This is a genomic window from Acinetobacter sp. WA-87, from assembly GCF_039938935.1.
GTDB lineage: Bacteria > Pseudomonadota > Gammaproteobacteria > Pseudomonadales > Moraxellaceae > Acinetobacter > Acinetobacter seifertii.
The window spans coordinates 532,558-549,133 of record NZ_JBDUVF010000001.1 but is presented as its reverse complement, the minus strand read 5'-3'; the positions used below and the strand labels follow the sequence as shown (position 1 = coordinate 549,133).

General features: G+C 36.7%; 17 protein-coding genes. 3 read left to right on the top strand and 14 right to left on the bottom strand.

The genetic code is table 11. From position 1 onward, the window contains the following. Positions 1–2: 2 nt before the first annotated feature. The 14 genes from putP to ABFY81_RS02595 form a co-directional block, all read right to left on the bottom strand. Positions 3–1,493: a sodium/proline symporter PutP gene (gene putP, locus ABFY81_RS02660; protein WP_019458968.1), complete on the bottom strand. Its 1,491-nt coding sequence runs from the start codon at positions 1,491–1,493 to the stop codon at positions 3–5. Positions 1,494–1,902: 409 nt separating this feature from the next. Then, entirely contained in the window at positions 1,903–2,610 is a 708-nt protein-coding gene (locus ABFY81_RS02655) for an NAD-dependent deacylase (protein WP_081400449.1), read from the bottom strand. 98 nt (positions 2,611–2,708) lie between these two features. Continuing rightward, a complete protein-coding gene (gene gcvH, locus ABFY81_RS02650; RefSeq protein WP_019458970.1) occupies positions 2,709–3,083 on the bottom strand; it encodes a glycine cleavage system protein GcvH in 375 nt (124 codons plus the stop codon). A 38-nt stretch (positions 3,084–3,121) separates the two neighbouring features. Beyond that, complete coding sequence (locus ABFY81_RS02645) at positions 3,122–4,147, bottom strand: helix-turn-helix domain-containing protein (protein ID WP_347912966.1); 1,026 nt, start codon at positions 4,145–4,147, stop codon at positions 3,122–3,124. Positions 4,148–4,255: 108 nt separating this feature from the next. Next, complete coding sequence (locus ABFY81_RS02640; protein ID WP_019458972.1) at positions 4,256–4,696, bottom strand: MaoC family dehydratase; 441 nt, start codon at positions 4,694–4,696, stop codon at positions 4,256–4,258. Continuing rightward, entirely contained in the window at positions 4,696–6,543 is a 1,848-nt protein-coding gene (locus tag ABFY81_RS02635) for an ABC transporter ATP-binding protein (RefSeq protein WP_039255223.1), read from the bottom strand. Before ABFY81_RS02635 ends, ABFY81_RS02640 begins: the two co-directional genes overlap by 1 nt. A gap of 374 nt (positions 6,544–6,917) precedes the next feature. Beyond that, positions 6,918–7,454, bottom strand: coding sequence for a DUF2058 domain-containing protein (locus ABFY81_RS02630; RefSeq protein ID WP_004702033.1), 537 nt, complete (start codon positions 7,452–7,454; stop codon positions 6,918–6,920). A 3-nt stretch (positions 7,455–7,457) separates the two neighbouring features. Then, positions 7,458–8,135 carry a YoaK family protein gene (locus ABFY81_RS02625; RefSeq protein WP_077164029.1) on the bottom strand — a complete coding sequence of 226 codons (678 nt, stop codon included), beginning with the start codon at positions 8,133–8,135 and terminating at the stop codon, positions 7,458–7,460. Between the two features lie 5 nt (positions 8,136–8,140). Beyond that, positions 8,141–9,343 carry a serine/threonine transporter SstT gene (gene sstT / locus ABFY81_RS02620; RefSeq protein WP_019458975.1) on the bottom strand — a complete coding sequence of 401 codons (1,203 nt, stop codon included), beginning with the start codon at positions 9,341–9,343 and terminating at the stop codon, positions 8,141–8,143. A 425-nt stretch (positions 9,344–9,768) separates the two neighbouring features. Further along, positions 9,769–10,077: a metalloregulator ArsR/SmtB family transcription factor gene (locus ABFY81_RS02615; RefSeq protein WP_004702027.1), complete on the bottom strand. Its 309-nt coding sequence runs from the start codon at positions 10,075–10,077 to the stop codon at positions 9,769–9,771. Between the two features lie 474 nt (positions 10,078–10,551). Next, positions 10,552–11,118, bottom strand: a complete 567-nt coding sequence (locus tag ABFY81_RS02610) for a TetR/AcrR family transcriptional regulator (protein WP_019458976.1) — start codon at positions 11,116–11,118, stop codon at positions 10,552–10,554. Positions 11,119–11,478: 360 nt separating this feature from the next. Beyond that, complete coding sequence (locus tag ABFY81_RS02605; RefSeq protein WP_288420975.1) at positions 11,479–12,642, bottom strand: cupin domain-containing protein; 1,164 nt, start codon at positions 12,640–12,642, stop codon at positions 11,479–11,481. A gap of 30 nt (positions 12,643–12,672) precedes the next feature. Then, on the bottom strand, positions 12,673–13,266 hold the full coding sequence (locus ABFY81_RS02600; protein ID WP_288420976.1) for a Maf family protein: 594 nt from the start codon (positions 13,264–13,266) through the stop codon (positions 12,673–12,675). Further along, positions 13,266–13,649 (bottom strand): DUF2237 domain-containing protein, encoded by a 384-nt coding sequence (locus ABFY81_RS02595; protein ID WP_004702019.1) that lies wholly within the window; start codon positions 13,647–13,649, stop codon positions 13,266–13,268. The genes ABFY81_RS02600 and ABFY81_RS02595 overlap by 1 nt, the downstream gene beginning before the upstream one ends. Positions 13,650–13,787: 138 nt before the next feature. Between ABFY81_RS02595 and ABFY81_RS02590 the strand changes: the two genes are divergently transcribed. The 3 genes from ABFY81_RS02590 to fba all read left to right on the top strand — a co-directional run bounded on the left by ABFY81_RS02590 (position 13,788) and on the right by fba (position 16,499). Beyond that, positions 13,788–14,975 (top strand): phosphoglycerate kinase, encoded by a 1,188-nt coding sequence (locus ABFY81_RS02590; RefSeq protein ID WP_288420977.1) that lies wholly within the window; start codon positions 13,788–13,790, stop codon positions 14,973–14,975. 122 nt (positions 14,976–15,097) lie between these two features. After that, entirely contained in the window at positions 15,098–15,340 is a 243-nt protein-coding gene (locus tag ABFY81_RS02585; protein WP_019458980.1) for a hypothetical protein, read from the top strand. A gap of 121 nt (positions 15,341–15,461) precedes the next feature. Continuing rightward, positions 15,462–16,499 carry a class II fructose-bisphosphate aldolase gene (fba, locus tag ABFY81_RS02580; protein WP_004702014.1) on the top strand — a complete coding sequence of 346 codons (1,038 nt, stop codon included), beginning with the start codon at positions 15,462–15,464 and terminating at the stop codon, positions 16,497–16,499. Positions 16,500–16,576 lie beyond the last annotated feature (77 nt).

The window sequence follows — 16,576 nt, the reverse complement described above, 5'->3', positions numbered from 1 at the left end:
TTTTATACACTTTCTTTGTAGAGTTTGTCGCCTTGTTCAAAACGATCAGTCACATCAGAGTTTGGCGCTTTTGAAATTAAGCTCACTACAATGATGCTGATAAACGCACAGATAAAGCCAGGAATAATCTCGTAAACCCCAGTGCCTGCGAAAAGATTTTTCCAACCAATCACAACAACAGCACCTACGATCATGCCCGCTAAAGCACCTTCTAAAGTCATACGTTTCCAGAACAATGACAAGATGATGAGTGGACCAAATGCAGCGCCAAAGCCAGCCCATGCGTAAGCAACAAGACCAAGAACTTTACTGTCAGGATTACCTGCAAGCACAATTGCAAGAACTGCAATTGCAAGAACCATGATACGGCCAACCCATACAAGTTCTTTTTGAGATGCGTTTTTACGGATGAAACCTTTGTATAAATCTTCAGTTAGCGCACTTGAACATACTAAAAGCTGACAGCTTAATGTACTCATAACAGCAGCCAAGATAGCAGCTAGAATGATACCCACAATCCATGGATTGAATAAAATTTTAGTCAATTCCATAAATACAGTTTCAGGGTTTTTGCTTACAACTGCTGCAAGTTCAGGGTGTTGCTGGAAATATGCAATACCGAAGAAACCAGCACCAACAGCACCAACTAAACATAAAATCATCCAAGTCATACCAATACGGCGAGCAGCAGGAATTGATTTTACAGAGTCAGCAGCCATGAAACGTACAAGAATGTGCGGTTGGCCAAAATAGCCTAAACCCCATGCCATTGAAGATAAAACGGCTACCACACTTAAATCTGAAACGATGTTAAATGCATGTGGGCGAGCAGTTTCAATAAGCGTTACAAACTGAGTTGTGTCGCCAATTGCAAGGTAAGTTACGATTGGGGTGAGCAAAAGGGCAAAAATCATTAAGCCAGCTTGGAAAGTATCAGTCCAGCTAATTGCTAAGAATCCACCAATACAAACATAACTGATTGTTGCAATAGCACTTAACCAGATTGCGGTCGTATATGACATACCAAATAAATTTTCAAATAAACGAGCGCCAGCTACCATACCTGAGGCACAGTAAATTGCGAAGAAAACCAAGATAATAACGGCAGAGAAAATACGAAGAATCTTTTTCTTGTCATCAAATCGACTTGTAAAATAGTCGGGCAGAGTGAGTGCATTATTTTGGATTTCAGTATGAACGCGTAATCGACCAGCAACCAGTAACCAGTTAAGCCAAGCACCGATAATTAGACCAATTGCAATCCACGCTTCAGATAAACCAGAAAGATAAATTGCTCCTGGTAAGCCCATGAGTAACCAACCACTCATGTCTGATGCGCCTGCGGATAATGCAGTAACAAAACTGCCTAAACTACGACCACCAAGAATATAATCAGAGAAGTCGCTTGTAGCACGGTAGGCGAATAAGCCAATAAGTACCATTGCTACGATGTACACCATAAACATGATGAGGGTGGGATCAAAATAACTCATAATGGATGTGTGTCCTTATATCCATAATCCGTGATTGTAACCTAATCCAGGTCGCTGTTTTCTTGTACGGCATTTCAAGAGGTTGAGATTCAACCACAAAAGAATTTTTTTGCTCTGTTATCTTTGTGATGTATTTTGTGTATTTTTATGTAAAGCAATGTAAAAGTGGTTACACTTTAAATTAAATTTATTTTAATCAATGGTTTATATGAGTTAAATAATTCATTTATTCTTTAGAAAATTATAAAAATAGTAAATTTAGAAAATAGATCAGCATGTTTGGTTACAAAATTAGCAATGACAATATATGACTCAAGAAAAAAATTGACATGAGTTGAGTGTTTTTGCATCAATTTCATGTGAAAAGACAATTTTAGAGGTGAAATCTGCAATAAAAATGAAAGAAATATTAGCTCGTCAACTGATGAAATAGCTCTTTCATACCTTCTGTGGCTGTCATATTTAATAGTTTATATTTAGATGGAACACGAGAATGATCTGCTTGGGGATCTATATAGTAGGCTTCAGTGTAATTTGGAATTTCATGAACTAAAGCAGCAACAGGATAAACACTTAAGGTTGAACCAATAACAATGAAAATATCTGCTTTCTGTACTTGCTTTATGGCTTCTTCAAATGCGGGAACTGCTTCACCAAACCAAACTACATGAGGACGAAGTGGATAGCCATTGGGGCAAAAGTCATGTTCTAAGTCTAACTTCCAACCATTAATTTCATAAAATTCAGTTGTATATTGTGCATCTGGTCCCGAGCTTTTTGCTAGTCGAATATTGCCATGTAGATGCAAGACATTGTGGCTACCAGCGCGCTCATGTAAATCATCAATATTTTGAGTAATAACTTGTACATCGAAATGATCTTGTAGTTTGGCAATGTACTGATGAGCTTCATTTGGCTGAGCTTCTAAAATATTTTTACGGCGTTCGTTATAAAACCGCTGGACTAAGGCAGCGTCTTTATTCCAAGCTTCTGGAGTGGCAACTTGTTGTATATCATAATTTTCCCATAGGCCATTACTGTCACGAAAAGTACTAATTCCACTTTCTGCACTCATGCCTGCACCAGAAAATACAACAAGTCTTGTCATGTCAGTGATCCTATTCATCCAGTTTTTAGAGCTGATTTATACATATATAAAAAAACCAGTTTAAAAGTAAACTGGTTTTTATTAAATAGTGAAAGCGAGACTATCTTTTATAAGCCTGCTTCATATTCAGCATTTGTTAAAAGTTTTTCAACATCTGCCATGTTGTCTGGCTTGATTTTATAAATCCAGCCTTTCCCGTATGGATCTTCATTTACAAAATCTGGATCATCTTCAAGGTCTGTATTTACTTCCACTACAGTACCAGAAACAGGAGCGTGGATATCAGAAGCAGTCTTAACTGATTCAACTACTCCAGCTTGTTCTCCAGCTGTTACTTTGCTGCCAATTTCAGGAGTCTCAACATAGACCAAGTCTCCAAGTTCATCTTGTGCATGGTCAGTAATCCCTGTAATAACAAGATCACCTTCAATTTTTACCCACTCATGTGTACGTGCATACTTCAATTCTGAAGGGTGGTTCATGACAACTCCTTAAGCTTGTGTCCAATATTTTAATAACATTATAAATAGGGGTCTTTGCGCCAGTTGCTTGGACTACGGCCACTCCAGCGTTTAAAAGCACGGCTGAAATTTGCGACATCGGAGTAACCAAGTTCATCCGCAATTTGTTCAAGACTATAATCTGTACGTGAAAGTAGTGAAGTCGCATGACGATATCTGACTTCATCTACTAATGTTGAAAATGATGTTCCTTCAGCAGCCAACTGTCGTTTTAAAGTACGATCTGACATGTGTAAGTATTCTGCTACATTTTCTATGCTTAAGTAATGTTGTTCAGAATTACTTAGAATATCACGGACACGCATTGCCAAACGGCGACGTTCGCCTAAAGCTGATAGTTCCGCTTCACATTGATTAATGGCGATTTGACTGGCGATTGGGTCTGAATTAATTAATTTAAGACCTAAATATTTTTTATCAAAACTAGAAATTAAATGAGGTTGATTAAAGCGAATAGTGCTGCTTAATTTATTTTTATATTTATCAAAGCCTGCTGGCTCAGGAAAGTCTAAATCAACATCACCTGCTAAATCTTCGATACCTGTCATTGCTTTTGCCATTGTCATGATGCCAATAGTTAAGCCTAAAACAATTTCGGTACGAAGTGGTTCTAACTCAATATCACACTGTAATTGTAATGTGGCTTTGGGGCCGAATGTAGAAAAATAGAGTTGTAGAAAGGGTAAGCGTAACTGGATAAAACGAGCAGCAAGAGCAATCGCTTCTGTAATATCCTTTGCTGTCATTATTGCGTAACCAATAAATCCATGAATCGAAATGCGCATTTGGGTGCCAATATGATAACTCAATGTACTTTCACCAGTGAGATTTAAGGCGTGTTTAACCAGTTCATTTGCTACAGGTGTTGAAATACGATACTCAGGGTCGGCCAATTGCTCACTAGTAAGATGAAAAGGAGCAAATAAAGTCTCATCGTTGTATCCCCAACGTGAAACAACATCTAAAAGCAATAAGCCATAGACTCCTGGAATACCTTGATCTTGACGAGCTGAGGTAATTTTCATATGCGTTCCGTTGCTCTCATCAATTCTCTACGTGCATTTCTTACACATCTTGTCATGAAATATAATTTGAGTTTATAAAAACTGTTAGACAATCATATCAACGATTCATTAAACATTCTTTTTAAAGACAACGATTTTTGTCGTCGAAATAAGTAAAACATCCCCATGTTGATTTAAGGCTTGTGTAACGTAACTTACAATACCACGATCCAATTTTGTTTTGGATGGTGTAATGGCGGAAATTTCAGCTTCAACATGAATACGATCACCTGGTCGTGTTGGACGTGGCCACCGCAGACTAGACTCTGAACCCACCAGTCCGCCATGAATTGGCATACACTCTGTCCATAAACGCATCGTAATTGCAGAAGTATGCCACCCACTAGCGGCAATACCTTTAAAGATAGGGTCTTCTTTAGCTAGCTCTTCATTTGTATGAAAAGGTTGGGGGTCATACTGGCTTGCAAACTGTTTAATTTCATCTAGTGTAATTTCATATTCACGACTAATAAAACGATCACCAACTTTTAAATCTTCTAAATAAAGCATTAATCTTGACCCTGTACTACTTTTTGCTCAATAAGAAAGCCACCAGTTTGACGTTTCCATAATTGTGCGTATATACCATTTTTGGCAATTAATTCTTCATGCGTACCTTGTTCTGCAATTTTACCTTCATCAAGAACAATTAAACGGTCCATTTGAGCAATGGTAGACAAACGGTGAGCAATTGCAATAACCGTTTTATCAACCATAAGGTCATTTAAACTAGACTGAATGGCTGCTTCAACTTCAGAATCTAGTGCACTTGTTGCTTCATCTAATATTAAAATTGGTGCATCTTTTAGGAAAACACGTGCAATAGCGATACGTTGTCTTTGACCGCCTGAGAGTTTGACACCACGTTCACCAACTTGCGCTTCATAACCAGAACGACCTTTTAGGTCTACAAGCTGGGGAATAAACTCGGCTGCTTTAGCTTTATGAACCGCACTTTGCATATCGTGATCAGTTGCATCTGGACGACCATATTTAATGTTCTCGGCAACTGAGCGATGTAATAGGGATGTGTCTTGAGTAACTAAAGCAATATTCGCTCTCAAACTATCTTGTGTAACATCTTCAATATTTTGTCCATCAATTAAAATTGCACCTTCTTTAAGATGATAGAAGTGTAAAAGTAATTGGATGAGAGTAGACTTACCTGCACCTGAGCGCCCAACAATACCGATCTTTTCACCTGCTTTAATATGTAGATTAAAGTGATCGATAACATTTTTATTGTTGTAGGCAAAAGTGACATCTTTAAATACGATTTCACCTTGTTTTACTGCAAGTGGTTTTGCTTCTGGTTTGTCTTGAATATTGATTTTTTTGCCGAGTGTTTGCATACCATCTTGAATGGTTCCAACATTTTCAAATAATGCTGACATATGCCACATCATAAACTCAGCCATACTATTAAGTTTTAAAATCATGGCTGTGGTTGCAGCAATGACACCTAAAGCTGCTAAGCCTTGAGTCCATAACCAAACTGCGGTACCAATCACGCCTACAAATAAAACAGCAGAAAGCATATTAATACTAACTTCAAAAAGAGTACCTAAACGCATTTGCGCATAGACTGTTGTCATAAACTCTTTCATTGAGGCTTTTGCGTATTGGCTTTCACGGCCTGCATGGGCAAATAGTTTAACTGTTTGAATATTTGTATAGGCATCAGTTACGCGGCCAGTCATTACGGCACGTGCATCGGCTTGTTGTTGTGACACTTTGCTTAAACGCGGAATAAAGAACCAAGCACTTAATAAAAATAAGCCTAACCAAACCATAAGTGGAATAAGTAAAGTCGGTGAAATTGCACCAAGAACAATACTAACAGTAATAAAGTAAATGCTGACGTAAGCCAACATATCGCCCAGAATAATCCAGAATTCGCGAATGGCTAAAGCTGTTTGCATAACCTTTGCTGAAAGGCGACCTGCAAAATCATTATGGAAAAAATCTAGGCTTTGTTTTAATAAAAGATTGTGAAAGCGCCAACGTAAGCGCATTGGAAAAGTGCTATATAAAATCTGATGTTTTATAATGGATTGAATATTAACAAATAAAATATTAGCAAATAAGACACTTATTAAAATAAGGATATTTGAAGCATGTTGGCTTAAAAAACTTTCAGGTTGACTTTTACTTAACCAATCTACAAGTTGTCCAATTTTTGAAAAGAGTAATGCTTCAAATGTAGCTGCACCCGCTGTACAGATAACAAGAAGCAGTAAGTATGGACGTACGCCTTCAGTAGCTTGCCAAACAAATGGGAAAAAGCGTGTTGGTAAGGGCTCATCCAGACCTTTGGTTGGATAAGGATCGACAAGTTTTTCAAACCACTTCAGCATGAATGACTACCTTTATACATCAGCTAGTTTATTAAAATTCCGCAATTTAATTTTGCAATAAAGTCAGTTAGATCAAGCTCGACAAAGATGTTGATCTTTCGGATATGTGTGACAACACATCAAAGTTTATGTTTTATATCTTTGGCTAAAACTGACATGATTTAGACAAGACATAAAGTTGGAATCGGGAAAAGCCTAAAAGGCATGGTAAAGACAAAATGTTTTATTCATTATATCGATAATAATAGATGAAGTGGTGAATGAATTTGACCTGAATGTAATTTTTATAGTTTTTTTTAATAATTGATAAAATATTAATAATTAATTTAAAAAGTATAAGCCTTTATCGCATAATTGATAAAGGCTTGAGAAAATTACCACATTAAGTCATCTGGAATAACATACGCTGCGTATGGATCTTCTTCATCGGTAGTTTGTTCGTTTTTCTCTGCATTGTTAATCAAAATAAAGCCTTGCATCTTTTGATCAATCTTTTCAGCTAAAGCCTTTGGAAGGTAAGCATACTGATCTTGATCTTTAGCAATCACTAAGCTTCCTGTTACAAGGGCATTATAGACTTGCTGAGATAGGTAGACTTTTTTAACTTTATTTTCATCAATAAATTGATAAGCGACATCGCCAGCAAAATCAGTAATTTTGTGTTGCTTAATCATTTGAATGATTGAAGCTTTCAATGCTTTTTCTTCAAGTTGTTGCTGTTTTTCTAAATTTAGAGCTTGATCTTTTGCTAGTTTCTCTTTTTGAGCTTTTTCAATATTTGCCTTAATTTCTGCCTCATTACTTTGGCCTGTACGTTGCTCGTGTTGAGCTTGTTTGGTTAGCTTTTTCGCTTTTTTATTATCAACTAAACCAGCTTTGAGTAACTGAGCTTGTAAGGCATTTTTAACCATGACTTAATCCGAATTTGAAGAAGAACTGTGAAAATAAACAACCCAATACGAGATACTGAGAGTTAAACTCAAAATTGCTGGAAGCAAAAATGCTTGCAATTTCAAGTAGGGGTGAACTAAAGCAGCAATTATACCACCAAACAGAAAACCTGAAAAAATAAGTAGATGCAAAATTATACGACGGTTCTCAACTTTTAAACCACGTGCCATGTAACCAAGAGCAAGACCAAGGTCTGTCAAAACACCTGATAAATGAGTGGTTCTGATAATGGTCCCTTTATAATGGCTGACCATGGCATTTTGTAATCCCATGGCGACACAAGCCCATAATAATCCATATTTGGGAAAATAAGGGAGTAATAGCCAACAGAGAAAAATAAAGAGAGCAACTAAGCTTAAAGGAAGGCCATATCGACGGCCTAATTTAAAATGACTGTTACCTAAAATAAAGCCACTATAAAATGATCCACATACATAACACAGTATAACAAGTACTAAATATATGATGTGTTCAAATTGCCAGTTTACCAAACTCATCGCTAGCATACTGACATTACCTGTCATATGCGAAACTGACTGATGTAAAAGGGTGATTAGCCCTAATACATTAATCATTCCGGCATTTATTGCCAGTAAGAAGGCACCAATTTGGAACCAGTTTGGTAAACGTTGAAATGGCATGTTCTCTAAGAGTTTTGTTTGGAGCGAATATCAACTGCGGCTGTAAATAAAACATCAGTAGATGAGTTAAGAGCCGTTTCCGTTGAATCTTGTAATACACTAATAATCATACCTACCGCAACAACTTGCATTGCAATTTCTGATGAAATACCAAATAAACTACAAGCTACAGGAATTAAAAGTAGTGAACCGCCTGCAACACCAGATGCTCCACATGCTGAAACTGTAGCGACTACTGATAAAATAATCATGGTTGCTAAATCAACATGAATTCCTAATGTATGTACAGTTGCTAACGTGAGTACCGTGATGGTCACAGCTGCACCAGCCATGTTAACAGTTGCACCTAAAGGAATAGAAACGCTTGCGGTAGATGGGTTAACGCCTAAACGCTCAGCTAAATCGAGGTTAACCGGAATGTTAGCTGCTGAACTACGTGTAAAGAATGCCGTAATACCACTTTCTTTTAAGCATTTAAAAACGAGTGGGTATGGGTTACCACGAATTGTTAAACCTACTAAAATTGGATTAACTACAAGAGCAACAAAAAGCATTGTTCCCAGTAGAACAGCTAATAATTGTGCATAGCTCTCAAGCGTTGCTAAACCAGCATCAGCAAAAGTTACTGCCACTAAACCAAAAATACCCACCGGAGCAAATGCAATCACTTTATGGATAATCGCACTCACTGCATGTGAAACATCATGCATCACTTGCTTAGTGGTATCTGAGCTGTGGCGCATTGCCAAACCGAGACCAATTGCCCATGCAAGAATACCAATAAAGTTTGCTTCGCTAATCGCTTGTACTGGGTTTGCAATAAAACTTAAAAGCAAGTTTTTTAATATATCAGCGAGGCTACCTGGCGCTTGTAGGTTGTTATGTGAAACAGTGTTGAGAAATAAGGTACTTGGAAAAGACAAGCTAGCAATTACCGCACTAAAAGCAGCTAATAGCATGCCCACAACATAAAGTAATAAGACTGGACGTAAATTTGCACTATGACCTACTTGGAAGTTGGCAATAGAAGAAAGAACCAATACAAAAACTAAAATAGGAGCAACTGATTTCAATGCTTTAATGAACAGTTCACCAAACAAGCTTAGATAGGGTGTAACGTTTGGAAATAATAGTGCAACGCCTATCCCTAAAACAATCGCAATAATAATTTTGGTGACTAAGCTTAATCGAGAAAAGAATTCAAGCATATAAAGGCCTTATTAACCTATTCGTGGCTAAAGGTTGAACAAGCGGAGTATTTTATACTTAAGTGATCGGAATCTTAAGCTTTTTTATAGCAACTAATCGGGTTTATAAGCTGTGGTAATATTAAGTATATGTTTTTAAAATATTAAAATAATATTATTAAAGTGCCAAGAAAGATGTTTTGCTTACATTACAATCAATAAACCAATTATGTAGACTTGGCTGTTTATTAAATGAATGGTTGAAGATAAAAGATGTAAAAAGAAATAGAAGAGATTATTTTTGTTTTCAATAGATTTGAATACTAGAAAAACTACGCGAATTTTCAATCCTCTTTGCTGGAACAACTACACCCGCTACCAAGTTGAAAAATCGCATATTTCAGGAAATACATTAATATTATTATAATTTTATAAGTGCAGATCAGTTACTTTATGCAATATAACTGATAAAGCATATTTAAAATTGAATGCATCTTATCATCCTTTATAGAGTAGAAAATTTGTTTGCCATCACGACGGGTTGAAACAACATCACTTTTACGTAACATCATCAATTGTTGTGAAAGGGTGGGCTGGGTAATTTGTGTTTTGTCTTCGATCTGAGAGACATTCAACTCCTCATGAGCTAAGTGACATAAAATTAATAAACGGTCAGTGTTAGCTAAAGACTTTAATGTTCCTACGACAGAATCAGCCGCATTTTTCATTTCTTCAATTTGGAGTCCATCTTTCATACTTTATACCTATATCAATATGGCCGGCATAGTATAGATTGATCTTGCAGAAATGAATGTAGCAAAACTAATCAATCCAATTGTTTTTGTTGAAAAGGTTTATAAGTGTAATTGATAAATATATAGCATTATTAAGGTAAAACAAGAATTTGTAGTTGTTTTGTGTCAAAAGTGTTGCGTTGTGTGAGAAGCGTAATTGTTAAGTATAAATGAAACAAAGTTGAAGTAAACAATCCTTGTTTTAACTCTGATCAATAGTTAATTCTGATTTATGTCAAAAAAGTCGATAAAAAAAGATTGAGTTTTTACTTTTTAAAGATATAATGGATCGTGTACAGACAGGTCTGTATATTCTGGTTTGGAATCTTATTCCAAAAAGAAGTCTAACTCTAAACTAGAATGACTTTCAGACGCAGCGTGATGAATAAGAAGAAGATTCAACAACATAAGAAGAATAATATCACGCTTTATTTTTTAATGTGCAGTTTTTTCAAACTCAATTAATCTCTCCACACGTTTCCAGTAGTCATAAATTTTTACTGAACCATGTTCAACTTGAGCTTGAATGGTCATACCTTCTAAAATATTGACTAGAAGTAAAGCTAAAGGGCGGGACTCTTCAATTTTAAGTTCAATAAGAAGGTCTTGCATTAGCTGGGTCAACCATATTTTATATAAGGTTGCAGGCTGGTGGGTAGAAGGGTACTGTTTTAATACTTCTTCTAGGGCTTTTTGAAACATACAGCCATTAAAATCATCACTATTAAACCAATTTGAATACCATAAAAATATTGCTTTAATACGAGCTAATGGATTGTTTTCATCTTCTTGGGAAATAGCAGCAGTAAGAGAATTTTGCAAAAGTGAGTTTCTCAACAATAAACACTCTTCAATAAGTTTCTCTTTTGAAGGAAAGTATTTATAAAATGTCATTTTTGCTACACCAGACTCACTGATGATACGATCTACTCCTATAGAATTATAACTATATGAGTTAAAAAGTCTTAAAGCAGTGGTAATGATGTCATCTTTTTTTGACATGTTTTGATAGCCTCACACAAATATTTTGCTCTTAGCCTAAATGGTGGAATGCATAAATAAAAAGCACGAACGCGCAATTTTACATTGTATTGATTGTTATTGATAGAAAAAAATACGTTTTTTGAAAACAATAAAAGATATAAAGCCAAATGCTCTAAATATAAATTTTATATTTATTAAAAAAAATTTCTATATTTTACAAAGTCTGTAATAGATCATTTTTTCACTTAGCAAGATTGATTTATACCATAAACGAATAACCATAAACATGGGTTTAAAGAATGGTATATTTAAACATGTATTTATAAAAGAAAAAAGGAGAAATTTATAAATTTCTCCTTTCGTGATGATTAGCTAATATTATTCCGCAGGAGGTAGAAGCATGATAATTGAATCATTTAATAATTGAACAATATTCTCTAAAATATCTAAATTGCTTAGTTCGCTATTGAAAGGAATGCTTTTTCCGTCAGCTATAGCTTTAAGTTGAGTGGCAAAAGATTCCACAATTGGTAAATCTTCTCCATTACCCCAAAACTTTAAAACACCATTTTGTTCTTTATAAAGCAGGCGAGAAGCAGGTTCTAGCAATAGTTCATAGCCTTCTGACAAAATAGCATTTAAATCTTCAATTTCAATTTCATCAGGTTCTGGAATATTGTCTGGATATTTAGGCTCAGTCATGTAGGCCATAATAGCAGCATCAAGTACTGATGAGTTTTGCAACTGAGCTAAAACCAAATTTCTTAAATAAGCTAATTCTTCTGGATTGATTTCACCAACTTGAGAAATATTCTTCCGAGCAATATCTACAACTGGGTTTTGTAGTAATTCATCGGTAGCAAATTGATCGCTAATTCTATCGATCATGCCTGAAATATTAGGCATGCGAAAACCAAATGAGTAGGTTAAACACTCATCTTCTGCAACACCATAGTGAGATAATCCAGGTGGAACATATAAAAGGTCTCCAGGAGCCAAAACTTCATCAAAATGAACATCGATTTCAGATAAAAGCTTTAAAGGTTGATTAGGTATAAATTGAGTAGTTTCATCACACATTTGTCCGAGTTGCCAACGACGGTGACCGTGGCCTTGAACTAAGAACACGTCATAAAAGTCAAAATGTTTTCCGACTGAACCACCTTTAGGGGCATAAGAAACCATAATATCATCACGACGCCATTGTGGAATGAAAGGAAACTTCTTCCATAACTCGGCTAAATCAAATGAGTAATGATCAACAGCTTGTACTAAAAGCGTCCATAGTTTTGGTAGTTTTTGAAAGTCACCTTTGGTTAGTGGTGATGATTTTAAATGCCATTCATTTGGGTTCTTATCTTTTTGACGAATAAGACGAGCACTGACATGATCTTCTACAGCAAGTTCTTTTACATCATTTGGCTCTAACATGCCAATAATTTCAGGCATGGCATTGCGCACAAGTAATGGTTTTTTCTGCCAATATTCTGTTAGGAATTGTTCAGCAGTAATGCCGCCTAAAACGGTTAAAGGTTGTGTCATGGAGATAACCTATAAATAAGCTAATAAATATTAAGGAATTTGAAGTTCAAGCTGTCTTAAAATCTGACAAAGCTGAATCATGGGTAAACCCATTAAAGTGGTTTGATCTTGGCCTATCATTTTTTCAAATAGACTAATACCTAGACTTTCACACTTAAAACTTCCCGCACAATGGAAGGGTTTGTCTAACTCGATATATCTTTCGATTTCTAACTGGGTTAGATTGCGGAATTTAACTTGATAGTGATCAATAAGAGTGTGTTCAAAACCTTTTTCAAGGCACTGGACACTTAAAGCTGTACTAAAAAAGACTGTTTTACCAGAGTTGGCCGTTAATTGAGCTTTGGCATTTTCAAAGTTTAATGGCTTACCAATAAAATCATGAGGTGCATGTTCTCGCCATGCAACCTGATCTGATCCAATTACAATTGCTTGAGGATTCTTTTGAGCTATAAGCTGTGCTTTAGCAAATGCTAATCTTTTTGCTAAATCGTCGGCATGAGTCTCACCACAAGGGCTTTCATCAATATCTGGGCTAATACAGGTATATTCGAGTCTTAAACGATTCATCAAATCCTTACGCGTTTGACTACTCGATGCCAAGATAATTTTGGGTTGCTTCATCAAACTGCAAATTCCATTAACACATCTAAAGGAACATAGCTTAATACTGCTTGATGACAAGCGTGGAGTTTGATGGGAGGTGCTTGCCCAGCTTGATAAGCTTCAACCCAGCGAGTTACACAGATGCACCAGAAGTCGCCAGGCTGTAAACCCGGGAAGCCTGCCTCAGGTAGAGGTGTGATAAGATCATTTCCAATTTTTTGTGAAAAATTTAAAAACTCTGAAGTCATTTGGGCACATACAGTGTGTTGCCCAAGATCTGTTACCGCTGTATGGCAAAAACCATTTCGAAAATAACCAGTAATAGGGTCAAAACAACAGCTCGCTAAAGGTTCACCTAAAACATTTAAACGATTGATTTGTGGATCTGGATGAATAGACATAATGGATGAAATATTAGATTACTACCTCTATCATAATCAAAACTTTGGCTTTCTACAGCTTTTATGCAAAAAAACTAACCTTTTTTGATGTAATCATTTAAAATTGGCGCGTTTTTAAAATCATAAAGAGAGCTTTACATGAATTTTCAGCGTATGACTGACCTTAACTTAGCAGGTAAACGTGTACTTATTCGTGAAGATTTAAACGTTCCTGTTAAAAATGGCGTGATTACCAGCGATGCTCGTTTACGTGCAGCACTTCCAACAATAAAAGCTGCTTTAGAAAAAGGCGCTGCTGTAATGGTATTTTCGCATTTAGGTCGTCCTGTTGAAGGTGAGCCAAAGCCAGAACAATCACTTGCACCAGTTGCAGCATATTTAACTGAAGCATTAGGTCAAGAAGTTAAATTATTTACTGACTATCTTGATGGTGTAGAGGTTCAGGCTGGGCAAGTGGTTTTGCTCGAAAATGTTCGTTTTAATGTGGGTGAAAAGAAGAACAATCCTGAGCTTGCACAAAAGTATGCTGCTCTATGTGATGTATTTGTTATGGATGCATTTGGTACTGCTCACCGTGCGGAAGCTTCTACAGAAGGTGTTGCTCGTTTTGCTCCTGTTGCAGCTGCTGGCCCATTACTAGCTGCTGAATTAGATGCACTTGGTCGTGCAATGCAAACACCTGAAAAACCAATGGTTGCTATTGTTGCGGGTTCTAAAGTTTCAACAAAACTTGATGTTTTAAACTCATTGTCTACTATTTGTGATCAACTTATTGTTGGTGGGGGTATCGCAAACACCTTCTTAGCGGCAGCTGGTTACAACGTTGGTAAATCTTTATACGAAGCTGATTTGGTTGAAACTGCAAAACAAATTGCTGCTAAAGTAAGTGTTCCGCTTCCTACAGATGTTGTTGTTGCTGATGTATCTCAAATTAATTTTGAAGATTTCTTGGGTTCTTTAGCGGCAGCGGAAGCTGTTGTTAAGAAAGTTGAAGATGTAACATCAAACGATATGATTTTAGATGTTGGTCCTGAAACAGCTAAAGCTTTTGCAGAAATTTTGACTACTTCTAAAACGATTCTTTGGAATGGCCCAGTTGGTGTGTTTGAAGTTGATCAATTCGGCGAAGGTACTAAAGCACTTTCTCTTGCTGTTGCTGAATCTGATGCATTCTCGATTGCTGGCGGTGGTGATACACTTGCTGCGATCGATAAATATAATGTTGCTGACCAAATTGGCTATATTTCAACTGGTGGTGGCGCATTCCTTGAGTTCGTTGAAGGTAAAACTTTGCCAGCAGTTGCAGTTTTATTAGAACGTGCATAATAGATATATGTAAAAATAAGAAGGGGTTGGGTTCAACCCCTTTTTTCATGGATAAGTCATTAAATTGTCATATTTCTGAAATAAAATAATGAGCACTAAATCACCAATTGTGGAAAATAGTGATGAATTTAAAACTTACCTTAGCTGCTTTGTTAATTGTTCCAGTGATGTTGACTGCTTGTGGCAAAAAAGAAGAGTCTTCTAAAGCAGGACAAGATGCTGCTTCTACAGCAGTTGCTGATAAAGTAACTCCTGAACAGCAAGCTACAATTGATTCGCTTGATAAGCCAGTTTTAGATGAAAAGAATACCGATGTGGTTGAAGGTGGCGCATCTAGCGAGCCGGCTGCTTCAGAAACTCATTAATTTGTTGTGTTTTGTTAAAAAGTCCCTGCAAATGCAGGGATTTTTTTTGAAATACTGTGATTTGTTGCTGAATTGAAATAAATGACAAGGTAGAATAAGCCGCACTACCTGGGAGGATATTATGGCACTCATTTCAATGCGCCAGCTCTTGGATCACGCTGCAGAACATAACTACGGCGTACCAGCATTTAACGTAAATAACTTAGAACAAATGCGTGCAATTATGCTTGCCGCGGATGCAACCAATTCACCTGTGATTGTTCAGGCATCAGCTGGAGCTCGCAAATATGCAGGCGCTCCATTCTTGCGCCATCTTATTTTGGCTGCAATTGAAGAATGGCCGCACATTCCAGTGGTAATGCACCAAGACCATGGTACAAGTCCTGAGATCTGTCAACGTTCAATTCAGCTTGGCTTTAGCTCTGTGATGATGGACGGTTCATTAGGTACAGATGGTAAAACACCTACATCTTACGAATACAACGTTGATGTAACTCGTAATGTTGTTGCTTTAGCACATGCATGTGGTGTTTCTGTTGAAGGTGAGATTGGCTGTTTAGGTAGCCTTGAAACTGGTATGGCTGGCGAAGAAGACGGTGTTGGTGCTGAAGGCGTACTCGATCACTCACAACTTCTTACTTCTGTTGAGGAAGCGACTCAGTTTGTTGCTGATACCAATGTAGATGCATTAGCGATTGCTGTAGGTACTTCACATGGCGCTTATAAGTTTACTCGTCCACCTACAGGCGATATATTGGCAATTGACCGTATTAAAGAAATTCATGCGGCATTACCAAATACTCACCTTGTTATGCACGGTTCAAGCTCTGTACCACAAGAATGGTTGAAAGTAATCAATGAATTCGGTGGTGATATTAAAGAGACTTATGGTGTGCCTGTTGAACAGCTTGTAGAAGCAATTAAACATGGTGTGCGTAAGATCAATATTGATACAGACTTACGTTTAGCATCTACTGGTGCAATTCGTCAGTTTATGGCTGAAAACCCAGCTGAATTTGATCCACGTAAATACTTTGCTAAAACTGTAGATTCAATGAAGCAAATTTGTATTGATCGTTATGAAGCGTTTGGTACAGCTGGTAATGCTGATAAGATCCGCCCAATTTCTTTAGAGAAAATGGTTGATCGTTATAAATAATTCCCGTTAGGGTTTGATTTGTAGAAACCGGTTATGTAAATAACCGGTTTTTTTATTAGCTGGATTTTTATTCATAA

Bases quoted from the DNA above. Each gene is read 5' to 3' on its own strand.
- putP (WP_019458968.1), bottom strand. From the start codon at position 1,493: ATGAGTTATTTTGATCCCACCCTCATCATGTTTATGGTGTACATCGTA.
- ABFY81_RS02610 (WP_019458976.1), bottom strand. From the start codon at position 11,118: ATGTCAAAAAAAGATGACATCATTACCACTGCTTTAAGACTTTTTAAC.
- sstT (WP_019458975.1), bottom strand. From the start codon at position 9,343: ATGCTTGAATTCTTTTCTCGATTAAGCTTAGTCACCAAAATTATTATT.
- ABFY81_RS02625 (WP_077164029.1), bottom strand. From the start codon at position 8,135: ATGCCATTTCAACGTTTACCAAACTGGTTCCAAATTGGTGCCTTCTTA.
- fba (WP_004702014.1), top strand. From the start codon at position 15,462: ATGGCACTCATTTCAATGCGCCAGCTCTTGGATCACGCTGCAGAACAT.
- ABFY81_RS02615 (WP_004702027.1), bottom strand. From the start codon at position 10,077: ATGAAAGATGGACTCCAAATTGAAGAAATGAAAAATGCGGCTGATTCT.
- ABFY81_RS02640 (WP_019458972.1), bottom strand. From the start codon at position 4,696: ATGCTTTATTTAGAAGATTTAAAAGTTGGTGATCGTTTTATTAGTCGT.
- gcvH (WP_019458970.1), bottom strand. From the start codon at position 3,083: ATGAACCACCCTTCAGAATTGAAGTATGCACGTACACATGAGTGGGTA.
- ABFY81_RS02605 (WP_288420975.1), bottom strand. From the start codon at position 12,642: ATGACACAACCTTTAACCGTTTTAGGCGGCATTACTGCTGAACAATTC.
- ABFY81_RS02600 (WP_288420976.1), bottom strand. From the start codon at position 13,266: ATGAAGCAACCCAAAATTATCTTGGCATCGAGTAGTCAAACGCGTAAG.
- ABFY81_RS02630 (WP_004702033.1), bottom strand. From the start codon at position 7,454: ATGGTTAAAAATGCCTTACAAGCTCAGTTACTCAAAGCTGGTTTAGTT.
- ABFY81_RS02585 (WP_019458980.1), top strand. From the start codon at position 15,098: ATGAATTTAAAACTTACCTTAGCTGCTTTGTTAATTGTTCCAGTGATG.
- ABFY81_RS02590 (WP_288420977.1), top strand. From the start codon at position 13,788: ATGAATTTTCAGCGTATGACTGACCTTAACTTAGCAGGTAAACGTGTA.
- ABFY81_RS02635 (WP_039255223.1), bottom strand. From the start codon at position 6,543: ATGCTGAAGTGGTTTGAAAAACTTGTCGATCCTTATCCAACCAAAGGT.
- ABFY81_RS02645 (WP_347912966.1), bottom strand. From the start codon at position 4,147: ATGAAAATTACCTCAGCTCGTCAAGATCAAGGTATTCCAGGAGTCTAT.
- ABFY81_RS02595 (WP_004702019.1), bottom strand. From the start codon at position 13,649: ATGTCTATTCATCCAGATCCACAAATCAATCGTTTAAATGTTTTAGGT.